This window comes from Vibrio sp. Isolate22 (assembly GCF_022398115.1).
Taxonomy (GTDB): domain Bacteria; phylum Pseudomonadota; class Gammaproteobacteria; order Enterobacterales; family Vibrionaceae; genus Vibrio.
The window spans coordinates 1-24073 of sequence record NZ_JAKEUW010000068.1; the positions used below are offsets into that span (position 1 = coordinate 1).

Sequence of the window (24073 nt, forward strand, 5' to 3'; positions counted from 1 at the left end):
AATGCTTTTCGTTTTGTCTGAGCAGTAGCCGCATGGAATGCTTTTCGTTTTGTCTGAGCAGTAGCCGCATGGTTAGTTGGCAAAAATGAATCAGTACCATGAATGGCAAAGACTTGAGCCCAATACCGTATCTGTCTTGAAGAAATTGAATATTGTTTTGCTAAGTAGAGAGATGACGTGCCATCTAAGTATTGCTTAGCAATGATACATTTTAGCTCTCGGCTATATTTGGACATAAAAAGACCCCCAATAATTGGTGTCCAACTATTGGGGGTCAGTTCAAAATCAGCGGCTTTTTTGTATCTGAAGAAAACCTAGCTTAGCAGGTCAACTATCCGCTGCTAGTGCTGCTTTCAAAAGCTGCATGTGAATCGGTACCAAATCTTGGTGCTGGGTACGATAACCTCCCCCAACAACGCACGCCATCGGGATAGACTCTGATTTTGCTAAGTTAATCATGAAGCAATCTCGTTCAAAGATCCCTTGCGTCGATACATTCAAGTAACCCAACTCGTCATCTTGGTGGATATCGACACCTGCATCATAAATGATCAAATCAGGTTGGTGATGGGCAATCGCCAGCTTAGTCACTTGCTCAAAACAACGCAGAAACTCTCCATCTTCCGTTTCGCGACTTAATGGCACATCCAGATCCGATAATGGCTTTCTTGCAGGGAAGTTTTTATCGCAGTGGAAAGACAGAGTAATAATCTCATCGCTCTCTTGGCAGAGTGTCGCCGTACCATCGCCATGGTGTACGTCACTGTCTACGATCAGCACCTTATCAACCTGTTCAAAGGTAAGTGCATGCTTCGCTGCCAACACCAGATCATTCAACAAACAAAATCCGCTGCCAAAATCATGGTGCGCGTGGTGATAGCCTCCACTCAAGTGAATGGCTAACCCACTCTCAATGGCCATATCCGCAGCTAGGCAAGTGCCGCCGCTTGAATAGAGCGTCCTTTCAATCAACTGTTCGCTCCACGGAAAACCAATGCGTCTCATCTTCGCCGCTGGCAAACTCCCAGAAACAAGCAAATCGACATAGTCACCGTCGTGAACCTGTTTGACTTGTTCTACCGACACCGGCTTTGGTTCAAACACTTCAAACATATTCTTCCAGAGTGGATCGCTATCCATTAGCGCCTCAACCGCACTATGTAACAACTGGTATTTGTTGATTGGGTAACGATGGCCTTCTGGTAAAGGCAGCTGCGAATAAATTGGGTGGTAAATTAAAGGAATCATAATCGAGTTAATTGCTTATCTTTCTCAAAATCATAACAGCATCAGACTTGGCGACAACCCAAATTGATGATAACAATTATCATTATCTTTAAATATATTCGGAGAAAGTAATGAAAAACCTAATACTTACCCTTGGGGTGATCTGTGGCTCAGCGACAGCAGTAATGATTTTTGTCGGAATGCTAATGGCCAGTTGGTGGGCCGTTGATTTTCTGGTGTTAAGCCATCAAACTTAACTAATTGAACTGAAAAGGAATCACCATGAGCGTTATTTTTATTACTGGAGCAAACCGAGGCATTGGTTTAAGCCTTGCTCAGCAATACCTTAAGGACAATCACACCGTTTACGCTACCTATCGTGATACTTCATCGGCACATGAGTTACTGTCACTCGCAGAACACCACAGCAACTTGACCTGCATTCAACTGGACATCACTGAGTATCAAGCCACCAGCAAGCTACCTGCTCAAATACAGCGCATTGATATTCTGATTAACAATGCTGGCTATTACGGTCCTAAAGGTTACGGACTGGGTAACACCAACGTAGAAGAGTGGCGACGCGTTTTTGAGGTCAACACTATTGCACCATTGAAGCTAGTTGAAACACTTCTTCCTATTCTAGAAGCCAGTGACGTGAAAAAGATCGCTTGTTTGTCTTCTCGAGTGGGCAGCATGGCAGAAAATACATCTGGCGGAGGCTACATCTACCGCTCTTCTAAAGCAGCTCTCAACTCGGTTGTTAAAAGTTTAAGCAACGATCTAACCAGCAACGGCTTCACGGTATTGGCACTGCACCCAGGTTGGGTACAGACAGAAATGGGTGGCCCTAATGCCCTTATTGACACAAACACTTCAGCGTCTGGTCTTATTAAAGTCATCGCATCTGCCAGCACTGAAGTAAGTGGTCACTTCTTCAATTTCGATGGTAGTGAAATAGACTGGTAGGTACCCATGAATCTTCGCCTTCTTACAAACTTCGCACAACGCTCACCACTGCTTTTAATCACCGTAGTGCTCGGAGGATGTTTTGGGGAAGGCCCTGGAGACTTGTTCGATGACTATCAAACCAAGGTAGCCAGAGTGCAAGATGCCGAAGAGCTCAAACAAGACTGGGAGTTTAAGGGGTTACCAAGAAAGCGAGAGCTATTGCTAAACGTCCCCTCTGTTTCTATTGGGCTAATCGACAGCTATCAACTTCGCCAATGTGGACTTTTCAACCTGATTGCTGAGCGTAACTCAGTGCTCGGAAAAGTCGCGGACGAATTCCGCAATTACGATTATCAAGTTGCTCTACTCGAGGGCGTAGGCAAGTGCTTATCCAGTGATGAGCTAGACCCAGAAATCATCGAGCTCTTGAGAGGGATCGAGCAACAGAAGCTCGCACAATTTCCACTCCACCAATGGAACCTGATTTATGCTAGTGATGCTATGCAGTCACAGATGCGCGGTAGTCAGTGGCTGCGTCAGGATATTGGTCAACAAGTAAGACAGACGAGCGACGCCTTGGAGCATCTTAACCATTCGTTAAATACACCACTTGTTTCGGGTAAGACCACAGAGGTGCAAGAGGTGTTAGAGAAGAGCTCTACCCTTGGGGATCTGTATTATTCGCTTGCTCGCGCGTCGGTTGAGCTTGACACCATCACCGAGCAACTTACTACTTTTGATGCCAATATTATCTGCGGAAAACAGCGAGACACCACTAAGTTCCGTTACCTCAACAACGTGTTCGAACAACAATATATTGGCAAGGTACAGCCGTACATGGCGCAACTCGATGGATACTATCAACAGCTCGCTCCGCAGCTGGCAATGTTTGATGCTCAGCCAGAACTCCACAGCTACTACTTCCCCATCCAAGATACGCACCAAGCCTTTCGCGCATCAACTCGTCGCCATGTTGAGTATTGGCAACAGTTGTTTAAGCGCTGTGGACGTAAGGTTGGACGTTAATCCCTCTACCGATAAGAACTAGCTTTTAGTGCCTTTCTTGGCATAAGACTTCTTCGTACCGCCACCTTTGCGACGTTTAAAAGCTGGTCTCTCAACTTTAGGGAGATGACGAAGCGATTCCGGCACTTCCCCTGTTTTCACTCTCCCCATTAGGCCATCAATCTTGCTTTCCAACGCTTGCATGAAAGGTTGATACGCTTGGTTACGCTCGGCCATGCCCTGTAGCTGGTGTTCCCAGTGTGCTGTCATGTCCGGAAAGGTCGAATCCTCAGGTAGGGCATGAATCAAACCTCTACCTGCAGGGCTACTATGAATGCTCTTACCTTGACGTGTTAGCAGTTGCCTTTTGAATAGCGTATCCAGAATGCCCGCACGAGTCGCCTCTGTTCCAAGACCATCAGTCTCTTTCAAAATAGCTTTCAGGTCCTTGTTCGCAACAAAACGCGCGATACCTGTCATCGCTTGAAGCAATGTCGCTTCCGTGAAATGCTTTGGTGGTTCGGTTTTCTTATCGCCAATGACACCTTCACGGCAGGTCAACACGGTTCCTTTATCTAGCGGTGGAACTGTATCAGTACCATCACCTTTATCTTCGGTGTCAGTTTTACCCATCAACACTTTCCAACCTGGGTTGATAAGCTGACGCCCTTTCGCGATGAACACACCACCAGCGATATCAAAAACCAACTTAGCATCAGCAAACACAGCCGGTGGGTAGAACTGCATCAGGTATTGACGAGCGATTTGTTGATAGATTTTCATCTCATTCGCAGACAAACCATTCACCGATGATTTCTTCGGGGTTGGGATGATTGTGTGGTGAGCATCAACCTTACTGTCGTTCCATGCTTTTGATTTCAGTGAAAGATCTGCGCCTTGCGCACCACTTTGTAGCTCTTTCGCATTATTGGCGATGGCGTCTACAATTGATTCTCGCTGCGAGTAGTGCTCTTTTGGAAGATAGCGGCTATCAGAACGTGGGTAAGTAATGAGTTTGTGTTTCTCATATAAAGACTGACAAGTGTCTAACACCTGCTGAGCACTCATACCAAAACGCTTAGAGGCATCAATCTGTAAGGCAGACAGAGAGTAAGGAAGTGGCGCAGCTTGTTTACTTTGCTTCTGCTCTGACTCTGTGACGGTTGCAGGTTGGTTCGCGATTCTCTGAGCGACGTTTTCAACCAACTTTCGGTTGAGTACACGGCCTTCTTCGTCTTGCCACGGCTTACAGGCTTCACTTGGTTTCCAGCGAGCACGAATATCAAAACTCTGTCCGTTATTTTGGTAAGGAATCAAGGCATGCAAAGTGAAGTAATCTTTTGGAATGAAGTTTTCGATCTCTTCATCACGTCTCACCACTAAACCAAGCACTGGTGTCTGCACACGTCCTACCGACAATACGCCTTGATAACCGGCTTTTTGACCAAGCAAGGTATAAGCGCGAGTCATATTCATACCATACAGCCAATCGGCTCTTGAGCGTGCCAATGCTGAAACAGAAAGAGGGATAAAATCGCGATTGCTACGCATTTGAGAAAGTGCGCGCTTCACCGCAGGTAAGTTCAAATCACTAATCAGCAACCTTTCCATCGACTCTTTCTTGGCTTTAGAGACTTTGCAGTAATCGATCACTTCATCAACCAGAAGCTGCCCTTCTCTATCTGGGTCTCCGGCGTGGACAATTTGAGTGGCGTCCTTCAATAGCTTTCGGATCACCGTGAGCTGTTTGCTCGAAGTCTTGCGTGGTCTAAGCTGCCATTGCTCTGGCACGATAGGAAGATCGGCCAAGTTCCATTTCTTGTAACGCTCGTCATAAGCGTCTGGCTCAACCTGTTCCAATAAGTGTCCAATACACCAAGTCACTACATCACCGTTACCACATTTGATGAACCCTTGGTCTTTCTTCTGTGGGTTAGGCAGTGCAGCGGCGATCGCGCGGCCGAGGCTTGGTTTTTCAGCAATAATAAGGCGAGACATGTTTTTCCAGATGCTACAAACAATTAGGGCCACATTATCTAATGTGACCTTAATAAATCAAGAAAAACTGGTTGTTTATACAGTTAGCATTCCACTATTCAGCTTCGGGGCTATTTACAAGAACTCTACAAACTTAGAGAAGTCACGCTCTGGTACTTTCATTGGTGTACAGCCCGGCGTACCTAGATATAGGAAGCCAACAATTTCGTCGTCGCCTTCTAGGCCAAATGCTTGATGCACTTCTGGGTGGAACATCCATTTACCTGAGCGCCAAAAACCTTGGAAACCTTGAGCGACTGCGGCCATTTGCATTGCTTGCGCCGCGCAGCCTGCAGAAAGATGTTGTTCAATCGCTGGTACTTTCTCATGCTCGGTGACTTTCGCAATCACGGTGATCACCATAGGAGCTCGGAACGGTGCCTTTTTGACTTTCTCGATCACCGCTTCTTCGCTTTCTTCCGCTTCAGCAGCACGAACCAAGATGTCAGATAGCTTCTGTAGCCCTGAACCTTGCGCGATAACAAAGCGCCATGGTGTAAGTGCACCGTGGTCAGGAGCACGTAAACCAGCTTTGATGATGTTTTCTAACGCGACACCTTCAGGTGCTGGATCAGAGAGTTTTGCGATAGAGCGTCGGTTGAGCAGTAGATCCAAAGCATCCATTTGAAGTCCTTACTATTTCTTTATTATTTGTATACTTGAACTTTAGCACAGAATACAAACGATAATAAATCTCAACGACTGCACATTTGACCTAAATTAGAAACAATAAAGGCTCCTAAATCTATGACTTAGGAGCCTTGTTCAAACATCTGTCTAGGCAGATCAGATAAGCATATCTGCCAATAAGATTACGGTTTGATTGCTAATTCTATAACTTAATCGCTAACTCAACACCTTGACGGATTGCGCGCACAGCATCTAGCTCACCGGCATAATCAGCACCACCAATCACGTGCAGTTTGCCACCGAACTCTTGCCACATATCTTCAAACGGTCTCACCGATACTTGACCTGCACACACGATAACCGAATCGGCATCGAGTACCTGCTCTTTTTTACCAACGCTGATGTGCAGACCTTGGTCATCAATTTTGTTGTAGCTCACGCCACCCAGCAGGTTCACACCACGTTTTTCTAGTGTGCGTTTGTGAATCCAGCCTGTCGTTTTACCCGGGCCTTTACCAACACGACCCGCTTTACGCTGCATCACCCAAACCGTTTTATCACTGAATGAATCCGGGTAAGGGTAAAGTCCGCCTGGGTGTTCCATATTCTTATCAATGCCCCACTCATGCAGCCAATCGTCTAAACTGTGTGACGTCGGCTCGGTGAGCATGGTTGCCACATCGACCCCGATACCACCAGCACCAACAATCGCGACCTTTTCGCCTACTGGTGTCTTTTCGCGGATTAAGGTTTGGTAATCGACCACGTTCTCGTGCTCAATGCCTTCAATATTCAGTTTTCTTGGCTCTACACCCGCCGCCATCACCACTTCATCGTACTTGAGCAGCATCTCAAACGTGGCTTCAGTATCCAGCTTCAGATTCACACCTGATGCATCGATTTGGTTAGCAAAATAACGAATCGTTTCTCTAAATTCTTCTTTGCCTGGGATTTGCATTGCCAGTCTAAACTGACCACCGATACGATCATTCTTCTCTAGCAAATCTACCTTGTGGCCGCGCTGCGCCAATGTTGTCGCACAAGCCAAGCCTGCTGGGCCAGCACCCACTACCGCAATCGTCTTGGTAGCTGGCGCAGGTTGAACAACAATTTCAGTCTCATAACAAGCTCGCGGGTTAACCAAACAGCTCGCACGTTTACCTTTAAACACGTTATCTAAACAAGCTTGGTTACAACCGATACAGGTATTGATGAACTGAGCTTGGTCTTGAGCGGCTTTATTAACAAAGTCAGGGTCAGCCAAAAATGGACGCGCCATTGATACCATGTCGGCCTGTCCTGAACTGAGGATACGCTCGGCCTCTTCTGGTGTGTTGATTCGGTTACAAGTCACCACTGGGATCGACACGTATGGTTTCACTTTTTCCGTCACCCAAGAGAAAGCACCTCGTGGTACTTGTGTCGCGATAGTCGGAACACGAGCTTCATGCCAACCAATGCCAGTATTGATGATAGTCACGCCCGCTTCTTCTAGCTTTTGAGCCAGTAACACAACATCTTCAAAGGTGCTACCTTGCTCAACCAAATCCAGCATCGACAGTCGGAAGATAATGATGAAATCCTTGCCCACAGCTTCGCGAATCGATTTCACGATCTCTAGCGGGAAACGCATACGCTTCTCATAAGAACCGCCCCACTCGTCGTAACGCATGTTGGTACGCTTACAGATGAATTGGTTAATCAAGTAGCCTTCAGAACCCATGATCTCAATGCCGTCGTAGCCTGCCACTTGAGCAAGCTCGGCACTGTTGGCAAAGGCACTGATGGTCTTTTTAATTTGGCGAGGGCTCATTTCACTTGGCGCAAACTTGGCGATTGGTGCTTTTATACCCGAAGCACTTTGCGCGAATGGGTGCATCGCATATCGACCAGCGTGCAGTAGCTGCAACGCAATTTTCCCGCCGTGCTTATGTACCGCTTCGGTAACAACTTGGTGCGCTTTCGCGTGCTTAACTTTGCTGAATTCAGCACTAAACGGAGATAATCTGCCACGTAAGTTCGGAGAAAAGCCACCTGTAACAATTAGGCCAACGCCTCCTTTTGCTCGCTCTTCGTAAAACGCGGCGAGTTTATGCAGGCCTTCTTTATGCTCTTCTAAACCTGTGTGCATTGATCCCATCAATACACGGTTTCGTAACTGAGTAAATCCAAGATCGAGTGGTTCAAGTAAATGTGGGTACATGGCAGACATCACTTCTGTTATTTATCCTTGTGGTCTGACCACAGTATAGCTCAATCACCAAAAGTTCAAACAACCGTTTACATTTTTGTAACACCGATCATAGTGCTGAAGGTATTAATCGTTCAGAAATCCTAGGGGCTGTTAACCTTTCGAGATTGGTTTTGCAGCATCTTGTGGGAAATTTATATAAGGAAGAGGCTTTGATGTGTAGCTGGCCTACATGAAAAGCCGATAACGCAGTAGAAATGAACCACAAGAGCTGCCCGAAGGGTTCGTCTAAAATCATTTTATGCTTTGTTGAAGAATATTTGCTTAGAATGACTAGGCTACATACTCTTCGCCGCGCCTAAAACGATTTTATCTCGAACAAAACTTAACCTCGAAAGGTCAACAGCCCCTTATCTGACTACACTTAATGAGAATATAAATCGATTAACACTTGTTGGTATAGTTTGAGTTAGGGAATTATCGTAGGATACTAAGCAGTTCATATTATTGAGATTAATGGTACTGCTGCTTGTTAAAGCGACGTAATCTCACTGCGGAGACAGAATGAAAAAAATATTCAAATTTATAGGCATGATCTTCAAAGGGATTTGGAAGCTGATTACGTTTGTACGTGTTGCGCTTGTTAACTTAATCTTCTTACTTAGTATCGCCGTTATCTACTTTGTGTACTTCCACTCAGACACAACGCCGCCAACCGTGCCACAACAATCTGCTTTAGTGCTAAACCTGTCAGGTCCGATTGTTGAACAAAGCCGATATATTAATCCGATGGATTCAGTTACCGGTTCGCTACTGGGTAAAGACCTTCCAAAAGAAAATATTCTCTTTGATATCGTTGAAACCATTCGCTACGCCAAAGACGATGACAATGTAACCGGTATTGTTTTGGCGCTTAAAGAGCTGCCAGAAACCAACCTCACTAAACTGCGCTACATTGCTAAAGCCTTAAATGAGTTTAAAGCTTCAGGTAAACCAATTTATGCAGTAGGTGACTTCTACAACCAAAGCCAATACTACCTAGCAAGCTACGCAACTAAGGTATACATGTCACCTGATGGTGGCGTACTTCTTAAAGGTTACAGCGCCTACTCGCTTTACTACAAAACCTTGTTAGAGAAGCTCGATGTGAATACTCATGTGTTCCGCGTGGGTACTTACAAATCGGCTATTGAACCCTTCATTCGTGACGACATGTCTGACGCAGCAAAAGAGTCGGCCTCACGTTGGTTAGGTCAACTATGGAGCGCTTACGTTGATGATGTGAGCCATAACCGCCAAATTGATGCGAAGACACTCAACCCTAGCATGGACACTTTCTTGAAAGAGCTTGAGTCTGTCGATGGCGATATCGCAAAACTGGCGGAAAAGCTTGGTTTAGTAGATGAGCTAGCCACTCGCCAACAAGTTCGACTAGAGCTTGCAGATGTGTTCGGCAGTGATGGTCAAGACAGCTACAACGCACTTGGCTACTACGAGTACCGTGCAACCATGCTTCCAGACATGAACAGTGAATCACACGATGTAGCTGTGATTGTTGCTAGCGGCGCTATTATGGATGGCAAACAGCCACGAGGCACCGTGGGTGGCGATACAACCGCGGCTCTACTTCGCCAAGCTCGTAACGATGACAAAGTTAAAGCCGTTGTTCTTAGAGTGGATAGCCCTGGCGGTAGCGCATTTGCCTCAGAAGTTATTCGCAATGAAATAGAAGCGATTAAGCAAGCGGGTAAGCCTGTTGTTGTTTCAATGTCTAGCCTTGCTGCTTCTGGCGGTTACTGGATCTCTATGGGTGCAGACAAGATCCTTGCTCAACCAACGACGTTAACTGGCTCGATTGGTATCTTCAGTGTCATCACTACCTTCGAAAAAGGCTTGAATGATATTGGTGTTTACACCGATGGCGTTGGTACATCACCATTCTCTGGTCTTGGTGTCACAACCGGATTAACACAAGGTGCGAAAGATGCGTTCCAGATGGGTATCGAACATGGCTACCGCCGATTCATCGGTCTAGTTGGAGAAAACCGTGGAATGGATGTTGATGCGGTCGATAAGATTGCTCAAGGTCGCGTTTGGACAGGCCAAGACGCTATGCAAAATGGTCTGGTCGATGAAATTGGTGACTTCGATGACGCGATTGCAGCCGCCGCTTCACTTGCAGAACTCGAAAGCTACAACATCTACTGGGTAGAAGAGCCACTTTCAGCCACCGAGCAGTTTATTCAAGAATTTATGAACCAAGTTCAGATGTCGATTGGCCTTGATATTCAGTCGATGATACCAAGCAGTTTGCAGCCGGTTACGCAGCAGTTAGCTCAAGATAGCCAACTATTAAGCAACTTTAACGACCCACAAGGCCGTTACGCTTTTTGCTTAAACTGCCAAGTTCAATAATTTAAGCTCAACGCTTTATTATCAAGGGGCGCCTCTGTGTGAGGCGCCTCTTTTTATTACATGATAATTCGCTATAATCGCCCACCTGTTCCCTACATCACACTAAAGTAATAATCGCCATGGAAAGAAAACACATCTATATCGCGTACACCGGCGGCACAATCGGCATGCAAAAATCGCATGATCACGGCTATGTCCCTGTTGCTGGATTCATGGATAAACAGCTTGCTGGTATGCCTGAATTCCATCGCCCAGAGATGCCTGAGTACACTATCCACGAATACTCGCCATTGATGGATTCTTCAGACATGACGCCACTTGATTGGCAAACTATCGCTGATGACATCCGCGCGAACTACGACAAATACGATGGTTTCGTTATCCTGCACGGTACCGACACCATGGCGTACACCGCTTCTGCGTTGTCTTTCATGCTAGAGAACCTTGGCAAACCAGTGATTGTAACCGGCTCTCAGATCCCGCTTGCTGAGCTACGCTCTGACGGCCAAGCAAACCTACTGAATGCACTGCACATCGCGGCGAACTACCCAATCAATGAAGTGACACTGTTCTTCAACAACAAATTAATGCGTGGTAACCGCAGCACCAAATCACACGCTGATGGCTTCAATGCGTTTACCTCTCCAAACCTTAATCCGTTGTTGGAAGCTGGTATCAATATCCAGCTAAGCAACAACGTTGTGGTTAACGAGCAACCTAAAGGTGAGTTCAAGGTTCATAACATTACACCGCAACCAATCGGCGTAATCACTATGTACCCAGGAATCTCTCACGAAGTAATCCGTAACACGTTGCTGCAACCTGTTAACGCAATGATCTTGCTGACTTTTGGTGTTGGTAATGCGCCACAAAACCCAGAGCTACTTCAGCACCTAAAAGACGCGTCAGAGCGTGGGGTTATTGTGGTGAACCTAACTCAATGTTTAGCAGGTAAAGTGAACATGGGTGGATATGCGACGGGCTGTGCTTTAGCAGAAGCTGGAGTTGTGAGTGGTTATGATATGACTCCAGAAGCGGCACTAGCGAAACTTCATTATCTATTAAGCCAAAACCTAAGCTACGAAGAAGTGAAAATTCAGATGCAGGAAGTACTGCGTGGTGAGATGAGCTTGTAAGCTCGTTAAGGTTCATATTAAGCGGCTGCTCTTCTATGATGTGAGCAGCAGTTTAACGTGAGCTAAATCGTTTTATCATTTATAAATAAACGACTTAACGTAAAAGGGGTGGCACTGCGCCACCCCTTTGTTGTAATTTAAAGCCTAATGATTTGGGTTAACTCTCACAATGTCTTCTTGATCTGACTTAAACTGTTTTTTGAGTTCAGATTTAGACTTAAAGCTAATTTCGCCACCAGCGGCAATTGTCATGTGTTGAGCTTCAGAGTTATGTTTAGATTGGTATAACATAACCGCCTGCATACACGAATCGCGCTGCTCTTTAGAAAGCGCTGTTCCTTCTGGCCATTTACCCGTTTCAACTGCGTAGGTTAAACGTTCGTAGACCTCGGGTGTCATTGCGCTAAGAAGTTGTTCTGCATCCATGGTAAAGCCTTAGTTTTAACAATTTTCACCAGAAAATAACCCGTAACAGAATTGAGTCAAGAACCTGACCAATAATAAGTGCATTTGATCACAAGTGAAGGAATATGAAAATTATGAAATGGTTGGCAATTGGCCTATTACCTTTCACTCTGGTTGGGTGTCTTGAAGGAAACAAAAATACCGATCAGTTGTGTCAGAGTAATCCTGGGTTGCGATGCGAACAGCTGAACATGAACGACGGACAGTGCCGCGTGGCGCGTACCGACCTTATCTGGCATCGCTTTGAAGTTCAAAAACATCCAACCGAAATCAATAAGATCAAAGAGTTCGAATTAGTCACAGCCTATAAAAAGTGTCTTGAGCTAGCCGCGCAGATAGAAACTATCGATCAATCTAAGCTTCAAGAGCGTCGTTTTACTTCTTTAATGCACAGCATCGAAGAGTCTGAACGTATTGTCAGTGGACTGTCTCAATCAGACACGCCAGAAACACTCTACTTTTTGTGGTCACAAACCGGGGATACCAACGCTAGACGCAGCTTCTTACAACTGGAAGGAACGGATGCGTTAAATACGGCAGAGATGCAGTATGCCCTAGCAACTTTCTACACCACTCGAGACCATGTGAAGACGCTAAAACTGCTTAATAACGCATTGACCTTATCGAGCAATGCGAACGTCAATACTGAAATTTTTAAGTCGATGGCCAGTATTAACCACAGCTTAGGTAATATGGAAGAAGCGTATGTATGGGCAATGGTCGCTAAAGACTTTAATGTGCCTATCGCCTCTGAATCTGAGCTTTCCGTGCTCTATCGTTTTGAAAAACCAAAATATAAGCAGTTAAATCAAGACGCAGACAAAATTGTTGAAGCCATTGAAGACGGCGTTTACAGCCCTGCTGTTGTAAAAAGCTACGAGTAATCTTAGGCGACCAAATAGCCTCTTCAACAAATTTAAAAAAAACAGCTACCATCATGGTAGCTGTTTTTATTTGTACTAGAGTTAACGCTGAAATCTCGGGCTGTTCATTACTGTTTCATCGACAAATGCGATCTGTAAGGATTAAACATTAGTTACAGGTTACTTCGTACTTTCGTCATTTTTGTTGAAAATTAACGACACAGAATTAACACAAAAACGTTCACCAGTTGTCTTCGGACCATCAGGAAAAACGTGACCTAGGTGGCTATCGCAGGCGCTACAACGAATCTCTACACGCTTCATTCCGTGACTTAGATCTTCTATATAGCGTATTGCTGTATCATTTACAGGCGCATCGAAGCTCGGCCACCCGCACCCAGAATCATATTTGTTATCCGACAGGAATAATGGGGCTTGGCAGCATGTGCAGCTGTAAACACCCGTCTTGTGGTTATGTAGTAACTTACCGCTATAAGGGGCTTCCGTACCACGTAGACGACATACTTCAAACTCATCGTCTGTTAAGCGCTCACGCCAGTATTCATCAGGCTTTATCATATTTTTTTCCTTTTGAATCACGTTAATATCTCTCCACATTATCACTTATTATATTTACTTTTTTCTATAAAGGCTTGCATATGAGTCGTTTTGTAGCACATACTTTCTCACAAGAAAACATTGTACATATACACTCATAAGTGAATCGTCATTTAGAGGTATTTTACCCAACTGGAAGGGTGCAGAACCACCAGCAATGGTCAATTTTCAACCACTTACACTCAATTGTTAAGAAAAGCGTCGCTTTTTTTTGACATTAAACAAGTTAAGTCGGATTATCTATTGCAGATTTAGACTGGATTCTGTAATTTTACTACCAGTTATCTTTAATCAGAAATTAAGTTGTGGAGCAACTACAATGACTATCAAAGTAGGTATTAATGGTTTTGGCCGTATCGGTCGTTTCGTATTCCGTGCAGCGCAAGAGCGCAATGACATCGAAGTTGTTGGTATCAACGACCTTATCGACGTTGAATACATGGCATACATGCTGAAGTACGACTCAACTCACGGCCGTTTCAACGGTACTGTTGAAGTTGAAGGCGGTAACCTAATCGTTAACGGTAAAACTGTACGTGTTACAGCTGAGCGTAACCCAGAAGATCTTAAGTGGGATGCAATCGACGTAGACGTTGTTGCTGAAGCAACTGGTCTTTTCCTAACTGACGAGACTGCACGTAAGCACATCACTGCTGGTGCTAAGAAAGTTGTTCTTACTGGTCCTTCTAAAGACGCAACTCCAATGTTCGTTATGGGCGTTAACCAAGACTCTTACGCTGGTCAAGACATCGTTTCTAACGCTTCTTGTACTACTAACTGTCTTGCTCCTATCGCTAAAGTTCTTAACGACAAGTGGGGCATCGAGTCTGGTCTAATGACTACAGTTCACGCTACTACAGCAACTCAAAAAACTGTAGATGGTCCTTCTGCTAAAGACTGGCGCGGTGGCCGTGGTGCTTCTCAAAACATCATCCCATCTTCAACTGGTGCTGCTAAAGCTGTAGGCGTTGTTCTTCCAGAACTAAACGGCCTTCTAACTGGTATGGCTTTCCGTGTACCAACTGCTAACGTTTCTGTAGTTGACCTAACTGTTAACCTAAAAGAAGCTGCATCTTACGAAGCAATCTGTGCTGCAATGAAAGAAGCTTCTGAAGGCGAAATGGCTGGCGTTCTAGGTTACACTGAAGACCAAGTTGTTTCTCAAGACTTCATCGGCGAAGTTAACACTTCAGTATTCGATGCTAAAGCTGGTGTTGCTCTAACTGACAAATTCGTTAAAGTTGTATCTTGGTACGACAACGAAATCGGTTACTCAAACAAAGTTCTAGACCTAATCGCTCACATCTCTAAGTAATTACTACTTAGATAGCGTTTAGCTAGACTGTCTTTGAGAAAAGACTGAAAAGAAAAGGCGGCTCTAGAGTCGCCTTTTTTGTACCTGTTGTTTATGAATCACTTCTGCACCAATGAAGATGATGCTTAACAAATGGCACATTTCTCCGGTACGAAATTCAATTCAAATGCGAGAACTACCCGACTCTTTACTTGAGTTTGAGTATCTCGAATTTGAATTCAATTTCCCTTAAGAAGGATTATGTAATGGATTTATCTACTCTTCCTGCACTGGCGGTGCTATCTGACAATGTGACAATTGTTGAACGCCAAGGTATAAAACTGGTTCGTGTTATCCACGACAAAGCAAATGCTGCCATTTCATTGTTCGGTGGCCATGTTGTGTCATTCCAACCACAAGGCCAAGAAGACCTAATTTGGATGAGCCAACAAGCTAAATTTGATGGCAAAACAGCACTGCGTGGTGGTATTCCAGTATGTTGGCCTTGGTTTGGTCGCATTGCTGCACCAGCACACGGCTTTGCTCGTTCAAGCGAGTGGCAATTAGTTGAGCACCGCGAAAGCGAGGCTGGTGTGATTGTAAGCTTAGGTCTAAAGCCTAGCGAAGAGACGCTAGCAGCATGGCCACATCAGTTCGATGGACGCTTGAATGTTGAGATTGGCGATGAGCTTAAAGTGACTTTGGATGTGAAGAATACCGATGAGCAACCATGGACTTTCTCTGGCGCACTGCACACTTACCTAAACGTTGCAGACATCCATAACACAACAACCACAGGTATGGGTGCTGAGTACATCGACAGCCTGCAAGGTGGCAAGATCTGCCAAGGCGGTACTGAGCTTGTGCTAACCGACACCATTGACCGAGTTTACACTCAACCAGAAGCTCAAATCTTGGTTGCGGACAAAAAACTTGAGCGTACTCTATCGGTTGAAAACCAAGGTCATAACTCTGCGGTTTTATGGAACCCGTGGGCAGAAGGTGCTGCTGGTATGGGTGACATGCAAGACGACGGTTACCTAACCATGCTATGTGTTGAATCAACACTGCACGCGCCAAGCTTAGAGGCAGGCAAAACACTTCAGCCTGGTGAGAGCCACCAGCTGATTACAACGATTTCTGTTCAGTAACCTGTTCAGGAAACTGTTCACTACGCACGACATATTAAAGGCCGGTTCACTCCGGCCTTTTTATTGCTCTCAATCGGCTAACGCTCAAGCTTAGCTCTGAGAATATCGAACTAACGTATCTCTATAAAGTGACAGCAGCGCTTCATCGTTTACTTTAATGCCGACGTTCTGCGCCGGGAATGAACTCCACTCATCATTCATATAACTACGCTGGTCGCTTTTCTGGATAGTCATACCCTCTGCAGGGCCATCAGTGACCACTCTAATTGCACCACTTCGGCACTCAAACAAAGAAGGTTGGATGACATAAGCAATGGCTGATGGATCGTGAACGTGACAGCCTTCCATTCCCACTTTTTCTGAGTAGAACTTCAAATAGTAACGACTAACATCCCAGATGAACTGCCCGACCTCTCCAGCATCATCTCTCAAATCATCAAGGTATTGAGCAGTAAAGAAGCTCTCCTCTGTTACATCAAGCCCGATAACCGTCACAGGCCATGATGCCGTGAAGACCTTGTCTGCTGCATGAGGATCATCGTGTATGTTCGCTTCAGCAAATGGCGTCACATTGCCCCTGTGGTCATTTTCGCCAAAAGCTCCGCCCATAATAACCACTTCCTTAACCAAATCGACAATGTCAGGAGCGGCTTCCAGCGCTAGAGCAAGGTTAGTGAGAGGCCCAACAGCCACGAGTGTAATCTCTCCCGGCTCAGCACGAATACTATCAATAATGAACTGATAAGCGGGCTTCTCAATCTCTGAGACATCTAACGTGCTTGGCGCTTTCACATCACCAAAACCGGCTTCGCCATGTACGACTACGGTAGCGCCAACTGGGTCTCTGACTAAAGGCTTATCAGTGCCCTTTGCCACCAGCGCATTCATACCAAACTTCTGCTTTAGATAAAGCGCATTCTGAGTGCCATTGTCTATCGTCGCATTGCCATAGACCGTCGTAATCCCCATCAGCTCAATCTCTGGATGAGCTTCAGCAAATAAAATGGCCATTGCGTCATCGATGCCTGGGTCCGTATCGAGGATAATTTTCTTTTTCATATCAGTTTCTTATTCACGCTATTGAAGAGTGAACCATACCCAGAAAAACCGTAGACAAACGTGACCGAAATCGAAGCAATGATTTTTAATGTTGTCAGCCCCAACAATCCATATCTCTAGTGCCACTATTGACGGCTTTTTTATTTAGCCTGACGGATTCCTTTTTGATAGAATTTGCCGCCCTACTCTATGCTCTGAGATCGTCATGCACTACCAATGCCCTCTGTGTCACCAACCTTTATCTCAAAACGATCGTACGTTTAAGTGTGAAAAAAACCATCAGTTCGATTTAGCGAAAGAAGGCTACGTCAACTTGATGCCTGCACACCACAAGCGTTCAAAAGATCCAGGTGACAACAAAGAGATGATGCAAGCACGTCGTCGCTTCCTTGAAGGCAACCATTACGATCCAATGCGCCAAGCGGTAGTCGGCTTATGCTCTAGCTACCTGCCAGACACAAATCCTAGCCTGTTGGATATTGGCTGTGGCGAGGGATATTACACCAATGAAATCGCGCTGAATCTTCAAGATAAAAACGGTGCAATTTTTGGTCTAGACATTTCTAAGATTGCTATCAAATACGCGGCTAAACGCTACCCAGCTGTCGACTTCTCTGTTGCCTCTAGCCATCGTCTACCCTTTGCTGAAAACAGCTTAGACGGCATTCTACGCATTTATGCACCATGTAAGGCAGAAGAGCTCCAACGCACAATTAAAGACAATGGTGTCGTGATTACAGTAACACCAGCAAGCCGACATCTATATCAGTTGCGTGACGCCATTTATGATGGTGTGCGTTTACACGATGAAGATCCTGAATTGATCGAAGGTTTTACTCTTGAGCACCAAGAGCATCTAAACTATATGATGGAACTATCGGGGTCTGATGCATTCGACCTGCTACAGATGACGCCGTTTGCTTGGAAAGCGACTGAAGAGTTTAAACAACAACTCACCAACGCAGAGCAATTCAACTGTGAAGCTGACTTTATGCTAAGAGTGTACCGCAAACACATTTAATTGATATTGATTATCGTTTGCATTGAAATCTCATCTTGCCTCCTTTAGTATGCGTGTTCTTCAAGGAGGCATTTCATGCAACGTATTATTCTTATCGGATTAGCCACTCTTCTCACAGCTTGTGCTAATCAACCTTCAGAAAACACTTCTCAAAAAGTGGTTCAACCGGAAACCGTTTCCACCTACTACGATTACCAGTTTGCCTCACCACAAGGCGAAGCACTCTCTCTTAACGCTTTACCTCAAGAGCTGCTAGACGCTGACGTTGTTCTTATTGGCGAGTGGCACACTCACTCCGCCATCCACCGCTTTCAGACTGACTTCTTAAAAGCGCGTCAAAACACAGATTCAAACATTGCCCTGTCAATGGAACAGTTCACTCGAGAACACCAAGACACACTTAACCAATATCTAAACGATGAGATTGGTGAACAAGTGCTTATCTCTCAGGCTGCAGCTTGGCCAAATTACGAAAGTGATTACCGCGCATTAGTAGAGTTCGCAAAAGCGAATGACTTAGATGTTATCGCAGCGAATGCACCAAAGCCCTTTGTTCAGTGTATTGGCCGTAAAGGGTTACCGTATCTAGACCAGCTTTCTACAAAGAAACGAGATTGGGTAGCAGCTGAGGTGAATACTGGCGATAGCCCTTACAAAGACAAGTTCATGGCATCTATGCACCACGGTACGCCTGAACAAACTAAAAAGCAGTTTGCCGCTCAAGTGACTTGGGATGAAACCATGGCGGAATCGATTGTCGATTACCTAGCAACGAACCCTGACAAACAAGTGATTCATGTCGCTGGTAAATTCCATACGGAAGGTGGTTTAGGCACAGCCGCTTCTATCTCGCGTCGTAATCCTGACCTGAAAGTTGCCATCATCACACCGGTCGAAGCCTTGTCTTCAGATTCAAGTGATTACCAACTACAAGTTTTGTCTCCACCGGTACGTTTTGTTCAGAAAGAGAACCGTATGAAGGCATACAAACACCTGTCTAAACGCAGCTCAGACCTACAATGTGACTAAGCTCGCTTAGCTTCTTAGGTTGAACATGGGTATCGGCATAGGAATTGCTTATTTACCAAGCAGTTTTGATTAAGCAGAAGAAAATGTAATGTGCGAATAAAAAAACATCACTATCGATGATTAATTGCACAAGTTTTTCACACCTCTGCCGATACTATGTTTAAGGATAGGTAAGGAGAGCTATATGACGCCAGTAGGAACGAGTAACACTCAGCTATATTCGCCTTCGCAGATGAACGCTAAGAGTCAAGATAGCGAAGCTGAAAAGCCTGCACCGCTTAAGGTTGAGCAAAATACGGTTAAGCTGTCTGATGAAGGCAAAGCACTCTTATCTGCCCTAAAAGAAATTGATAAAGAAGCGAAGAAAGTCGAAGCAGAAAACGCGACCGTTACCGATAAAGTTGAGTCATTCGCTCATGGTGCCTTGGGTATGGATCACCCAGATAAGATTGAAGAAGAAGATGATGGTTCTTATTCAGCGGGGCAATACCTGTCCGCAGCGGCAACCGTAGGCGGTATTCTTCTTGCTCTAATATAGCCTTACCCGCTTAGTTCTTTGATCGTATTTTATTCAAAATAAAAGCGATTTGTCGTCACGACAATAGACCCGATTAGGTCAGAAAAACGAGTTCATTCCATAATTCCGCTCTCATTTTAATGGAATAATACTCGTGAAAAACACTTTTGAGCTTATCGATAAGCCAACCTTCTTTGGTGCGATTGCACTCCTCCTCACGATAGTTTTCCCGCTCATTTTGTTCCCTGCACAGGGCGCAGACTGGATTGCGGTTGCGAAAACATTCATGACTGATCAACTCGGTTTTCTATATCTAGCGCTAGGTCTCGCAGCCTGTGCATTTATGGTGTACGTAGTATTCAGTGATATGGGACAAATTAAACTAGGCGAGGCTGATGAAGAGCCTGAGTTTAAAACTGCTTCATGGGCTGCCATGCTATTTTGTGGCGGTATCGGTGCAAGTATCTTGTATTGGGGCTGTATTGAGTGGGCTTACTACTACCAATCACCGCCTTTCCAACTAGAACCTGGCAGTGAAGAAGCGGTTCGTTGGGCTGCAACTTACGGTTTGTTCCACTGGGGACCAATCGCTTGGTCTATCTACCTGATCCCTGCGATTCCTATCGCTTACTTCTTCTACGTACGTAAACAACCTGTTCTAAAGATTTCAAGCGCATTAATGCCTGTTCTTGGTGAACACCGTAGTAAAGGCGTACCAGGAAAGATCGTTGATATCCTATTCATTTTCGGACTATTAGGCGGCGCAGCAACAACGCTAGGTTTAGCTGCACCTCTAATCACTGAAGGCCTAAATCACTTATTTGGTTTACCTAAAAATAACCTAACGCAAGTGATGGTGCTTTTAGTGTGTACTGCGATTTTTGCTTACTCATCTTACGCGGGCTTGGAAAAAGGCATCAAGATCCTAAGTAACATCAACTTCTGGGGTGCGATGGGTCTACTAGCTTTCGTTCTGATCGCTGGCCCGACAATCTTCATGCTGGAAACAGGTTTAGACTCGATTGGTCGTCTATTGTCGAACTTCTTCGTGATGGCGACATGGGCTGAACCATTTGGTGGTTACGGCACATTCGAAAACACGCACTTCCCACAAGACTGGACGATTTTCTACTGGGCATGGTGGCTAGTATTTGCACCGAGTATGGGCCTGTTTGTGGCGCGCATCTCTCGTGGTAGAACCATCAAACAAATGGTGTCAGGTTCTATCTTCTTTGGTTCTCTGGGTTGTTTCCTATTCTTCATGATCTTGGGTAACTACGGCCTGTCTCTACAGCTTTCCGGCGAGCTAGATGTTGTGGCGGTACTGAACAATGAAGGCGCAACCAAAGCAATCTTCTCGATGCTGGCGCAATTGCCGATGAGCACAATCGTTATCGCAGTATTTACACTACTGTGTATCATTTTCACAGCGACTACCTTTGACTCGATTTCATACATCCTTGCTTCTGTTGTTCAGAACAACGTGACAGAAGAACCAATGCGTTGGAACCGTATGTTCTGGGCATTCACATTGTCGTTCTTACCAACGATTCTGATGTTCCTGGGTGGCTTGAGTACGCTACAAACTGCAGCAATTGTTGGTGGTCTTCCACTACTGGCTATCTCTGTGATGCTGATGATTTCAGCAGTGCGCGCAACTAGCCTCGATTTACGTCACCAAGATGCGTACATCGAGCCAACCATCAATATCGAAGAGCTGCCAGACATGGACCCATGGTCTGCAGAAGGTATGGCGTTAGCTCAGTTCGAGAGAGAAAGAGATGCTGCGCAAGAAGCCGCTGAACTTGAGCGTGTTGCTTATACAGAACTAGCAGCAGTGAAAAAAGAAATTCGCGCTTATGTGCTAGAACAAGGTTCACAAATGGAAACTCACGAGTTGCCAGAGAACCTGCAACAAGCACTTGAGCAGGCCGAGAGTAATCTTAGTGCCGCACAAGCGAAAAAAGTCGAGTTATCTGAGCAGGCTCAGAATGCTCGAATCGCGTTCAACCAAGTGGTTGCAGAACTACCGCTTGCTTGACTTTAGCCATGACGCTGCCCACGAGTTTGGGCCCTCCTAAATAAGCCAAAGGCTCACAGTGATGTGAGCCTTTTTTTATTTCTGTTCCAAATAGTTTGAGCTATTACTCAATTTTATATTTATGAAATAAATATGAAACAGAGTTGACACATTTGAGTGTTTTAATCACCCCGCTTATATAAAAAGGGACAAACAATGAAGCACCTTATAAAACCTGTTATTGCCGCAGTGGCAACGTCAACACTCTCATTCAATGTACTTTCAACAGAAATCAAAAATGTCATTCTAATGATTGGCGACGGTATGGGACCTCAACAAGTTGGCTTATTAGAGACTTATGCAAACCAAGCACCTAACTCAATCTATAAAGGTCAAAAGACCGCGCTGTTTCAGCTTGCTCAAGAAGGCGTGATTGGTTCATCTCTTACCCATCCAGAAGATGCGATTGTGGTTGACTCTGCCTGTTCCGCAACCATGCTTGCTACAGGCATTTATACAGGTTCAGAAGTTATTGGTATTGACTCCCAAGGCAATCATGTAGAAACCGTACTAGAGAAAGCAAAAAAAGCGGGTAAAGCAACAGGGCTGGTTTCCGATACGCGCTTAACTCACGCAACACCTGCCGCATTCGCCGCGCATCAGCCACACCGCTCGCTAGAAAACCATATTGCTAGCGATATGCTGGAAACAGGCGTCGACGTGATGCTTTCTGGCGGGCTGCGTCACTGGATCCCTAAGTCAACAAATGACAAAGGCGAAACCTACAAACAACTTGAGCAACTGACCCAAGGTGACGTTTACCTCAAGTCAAAACGTAAAGATGACCGAAATCTTCTTGCTGAAGCCCAGAAAGATGGCTATCAGTTAGCGTTTAACCGCAATATGCTCGACAACGCTAACGGCAACAAATTACTTGGTTTATTCGCGTACTCTGGCATGGACGATGGCATCGCATATAGCAATAAAAAGCTGAGTGGCGAACGCACACAACCGAGCTTAAAAGAGATGACGCAAAAAGCGCTTAACGTCTTATCAAAAGATGAAGATGGCTTTTTCCTAATGGTTGAAGGCGGTCAGATAGATTGGGCTGGGCACAGTAATGATGCAGGTACTATGCTGCACGAGCTACTTAAGTTTGATGAGGCAATTCAAACGGTATACGAATGGGCAAAAGATCGTGAAGACACCATCGTAATCGTGACTGCAGACCATGAAACCGGCTCTTTCGGCTTTAGTTATTCATCAAGTGAGCTACCAAAGCCACAAAAGCGCCCAGGTGAAGCCTTTACCGATCGTGATTATGCGCCAAACTTTAACTTCGGTGCATTCGATATTCTTGATGGTTTATACAATCAGAAACAAAGCTACTACGGCATGATCAGTGAGTATCAAAAACTCGACAAAGCTGCACAAACGCCTGAGAAATTCGCTGAGATCGTGAACAAAAATAGTGAATTTCCAATCACCGCAGAACAAGCGAAAAAGGTACTCGCAAGTAAGCCAAACCCATATCGATTGGCGCAACACAAATACCTTTCTGAAGAGAATGTTCCTGCCATCAACGATTTCGATGCATTTTTCCCATATAACGACCGTGGCAACCTACTTGCTCGAGAACAAGCAACAGGTCAAAACATTGTTTGGGGTACAGGCACACACACCCATACACCTGTGAATGTGTTTGCTTGGGGACCAGCAGAAAAGATATTACCAGTATCAAAAATCATGCATCACTCAGAGCTTGGTGAGTACATCAAACAGCAAGTAAATTAGCCTGATCTTTTTTACTAACTTCACTTAACGCCCTGCGGGGCGTTTTTTGTTGTAAGAGTTTAAGCGTTTAAGAATTTAAGCTTCAAATTTAGGTAACGCCAAATAGCAAAACAGCCGCTGTGAGCGACTGTTTTTTTAATCTTTAACGATTTGGGTGGTTCAAGGCAGCCAAGAATTAATTTTTGTTTTTATGAATACTGAGAGAAGCCAGTAGTACCAATGGATTCACAACTTTCTCAACAAAACCCCTGTCTCGAAGCAAAACCTGAGAAAATCTTCCAAAAATTCTCAACTATCCCATCAACTCGATCAAAGCAATCCTCGACATTGTGTTGCTAGACAGTGCTCTGCTATACAAGAAAGTACTCTTCCTCATAGCTGCTCCTTTGCATCGTACAACCATAACCCCGTGTCAACCATAACCCCGCGTAACAAACTTTTGTCGGATAGGCGACACCTGTTACCAGATGCCGCCCTCCTAAGAACCGTACGTGCAACTTTCACTGCATACGGCTCAAGCCTCCACTAAGGCGTTATTGTTACCCAGCAACTCACAAAGCAGTGGCGACAGGATCAAACCATGAGTTACGACCTGTATTTTTCACCTTACGTTCATTGAGAAAACCTTCCCAAAAAGGATCGAACGGGGT

General features: G+C 45.2%; 20 protein-coding genes and 1 pseudogene. 13 read left to right on the top strand and 8 right to left on the bottom strand.

The genetic code is table 11. The annotated features are described in order from the left end of the window. Positions 1–236: pseudogene (locus L1D55_RS23685) on the bottom strand (hypothetical protein); the annotation flags it as partial. Between the two features lie 91 nt (positions 237–327). Continuing rightward, positions 328–1248, bottom strand: a complete 921-nt coding sequence (locus tag L1D55_RS23690) for a histone deacetylase (RefSeq protein WP_239919096.1) — start codon at positions 1246–1248, stop codon at positions 328–330. 110 nt (positions 1249–1358) lie between these two features. Between L1D55_RS23690 and L1D55_RS27610 the strand changes: the two genes are divergently transcribed. Genes L1D55_RS27610 through L1D55_RS23700 form a run of 3 tightly spaced genes read left to right on the top strand, consistent with a single transcriptional unit; the run spans position 1359 to position 3204 of the window. Beyond that, a complete protein-coding gene (locus L1D55_RS27610) occupies positions 1359–1484 on the top strand; it encodes a hypothetical protein (RefSeq protein ID WP_258099341.1) in 126 nt (41 codons plus the stop codon). A gap of 25 nt (positions 1485–1509) precedes the next feature. Beyond that, entirely contained in the window at positions 1510–2196 is a 687-nt protein-coding gene (locus L1D55_RS23695) for an SDR family oxidoreductase (protein WP_239919097.1), read from the top strand. Between the two features lie 6 nt (positions 2197–2202). Next, complete coding sequence (locus tag L1D55_RS23700) at positions 2203–3204, top strand: DUF3080 domain-containing protein (RefSeq protein WP_239919098.1); 1002 nt, start codon at positions 2203–2205, stop codon at positions 3202–3204. An 18-nt stretch (positions 3205–3222) separates the two neighbouring features. Here L1D55_RS23700 and L1D55_RS23705 read toward each other — a convergent pair whose 3' ends face one another. From L1D55_RS23705 to L1D55_RS23715, 3 genes are all read right to left on the bottom strand, one after another. Continuing rightward, positions 3223–5181: a DNA topoisomerase III gene (locus tag L1D55_RS23705; protein ID WP_239919099.1), complete on the bottom strand. Its 1959-nt coding sequence runs from the start codon at positions 5179–5181 to the stop codon at positions 3223–3225. Positions 5182–5295: 114 nt separating this feature from the next. Next, positions 5296–5844 (bottom strand): NAD(P)H nitroreductase, encoded by a 549-nt coding sequence (locus L1D55_RS23710; protein ID WP_004740667.1) that lies wholly within the window; start codon positions 5842–5844, stop codon positions 5296–5298. A gap of 208 nt (positions 5845–6052) precedes the next feature. Further along, on the bottom strand, positions 6053–8062 hold the full coding sequence (locus tag L1D55_RS23715; RefSeq protein WP_239919110.1) for an NADPH-dependent 2,4-dienoyl-CoA reductase: 2010 nt from the start codon (positions 8060–8062) through the stop codon (positions 6053–6055). A gap of 543 nt (positions 8063–8605) precedes the next feature. Here L1D55_RS23715 and sppA point away from each other — a divergent pair. Then, positions 8606–10456, top strand: a complete 1851-nt coding sequence (gene sppA / locus L1D55_RS23720) for a signal peptide peptidase SppA (protein WP_239919100.1) — start codon at positions 8606–8608, stop codon at positions 10454–10456. A gap of 119 nt (positions 10457–10575) precedes the next feature. Next, a complete protein-coding gene (gene ansA / locus L1D55_RS23725) occupies positions 10576–11592 on the top strand; it encodes an asparaginase (RefSeq protein ID WP_239919101.1) in 1017 nt (338 codons plus the stop codon). Between the two features lie 144 nt (positions 11593–11736). Here ansA and L1D55_RS23730 read toward each other — a convergent pair whose 3' ends face one another. Continuing rightward, positions 11737–12018, bottom strand: a complete 282-nt coding sequence (locus tag L1D55_RS23730; protein ID WP_010437067.1) for a DUF1315 family protein — start codon at positions 12016–12018, stop codon at positions 11737–11739. 113 nt (positions 12019–12131) lie between these two features. On the opposite strand from L1D55_RS23730, the gene L1D55_RS23735 reads away from it, so the two are divergent. After that, complete coding sequence (locus L1D55_RS23735) at positions 12132–12941, top strand: DUF2989 domain-containing protein (RefSeq protein WP_239919111.1); 810 nt, start codon at positions 12132–12134, stop codon at positions 12939–12941. Positions 12942–13100: 159 nt separating this feature from the next. Here the strand turns inward: L1D55_RS23735 and msrB are convergent, their stop codons facing one another. Further along, positions 13101–13499, bottom strand: a complete 399-nt coding sequence (gene msrB / locus L1D55_RS23740; RefSeq protein ID WP_239919102.1) for a peptide-methionine (R)-S-oxide reductase MsrB — start codon at positions 13497–13499, stop codon at positions 13101–13103. Between the two features lie 358 nt (positions 13500–13857). Between msrB and gap the strand changes: the two genes are divergently transcribed. Both gap and L1D55_RS23750 read left to right on the top strand, forming a co-directional pair. After that, positions 13858–14853, top strand: coding sequence for a type I glyceraldehyde-3-phosphate dehydrogenase (gene gap / locus L1D55_RS23745; RefSeq protein ID WP_128159842.1), 996 nt, complete (start codon positions 13858–13860; stop codon positions 14851–14853). A 245-nt stretch (positions 14854–15098) separates the two neighbouring features. Further along, positions 15099–15983, top strand: coding sequence for a D-hexose-6-phosphate mutarotase (locus tag L1D55_RS23750; RefSeq protein ID WP_239919103.1), 885 nt, complete (start codon positions 15099–15101; stop codon positions 15981–15983). Positions 15984–16073: 90 nt separating this feature from the next. On the opposite strand, the gene L1D55_RS23755 is transcribed toward L1D55_RS23750, so the two are convergent. Continuing rightward, a complete protein-coding gene (locus L1D55_RS23755) occupies positions 16074–17042 on the bottom strand; it encodes a nucleoside hydrolase (RefSeq protein ID WP_239919104.1) in 969 nt (322 codons plus the stop codon). A 205-nt stretch (positions 17043–17247) separates the two neighbouring features. Here L1D55_RS23755 and rlmA point away from each other — a divergent pair, with 205 nt between their 5' ends. The 5 genes from rlmA to L1D55_RS23780 all read left to right on the top strand — a co-directional run bounded on the left by rlmA (position 17248) and on the right by L1D55_RS23780 (position 23423). After that, on the top strand, positions 17248–18063 hold the full coding sequence (gene rlmA, locus L1D55_RS23760) for a 23S rRNA (guanine(745)-N(1))-methyltransferase (RefSeq protein WP_239919105.1): 816 nt from the start codon (positions 17248–17250) through the stop codon (positions 18061–18063). 75 nt (positions 18064–18138) lie between these two features. Further along, positions 18139–19092 (top strand): ChaN family lipoprotein, encoded by a 954-nt coding sequence (locus tag L1D55_RS23765; RefSeq protein WP_239919106.1) that lies wholly within the window; start codon positions 18139–18141, stop codon positions 19090–19092. Between the two features lie 184 nt (positions 19093–19276). After that, positions 19277–19630, top strand: coding sequence for a hypothetical protein (locus L1D55_RS23770; protein WP_239919107.1), 354 nt, complete (start codon positions 19277–19279; stop codon positions 19628–19630). Positions 19631–19763: 133 nt separating this feature from the next. After that, positions 19764–21650 carry a BCCT family transporter gene (locus tag L1D55_RS23775; protein ID WP_239919108.1) on the top strand — a complete coding sequence of 629 codons (1887 nt, stop codon included), beginning with the start codon at positions 19764–19766 and terminating at the stop codon, positions 21648–21650. 195 nt (positions 21651–21845) lie between these two features. Then, entirely contained in the window at positions 21846–23423 is a 1578-nt protein-coding gene (locus L1D55_RS23780) for an alkaline phosphatase (protein ID WP_239919109.1), read from the top strand. Positions 23424–24073 lie beyond the last annotated feature (650 nt).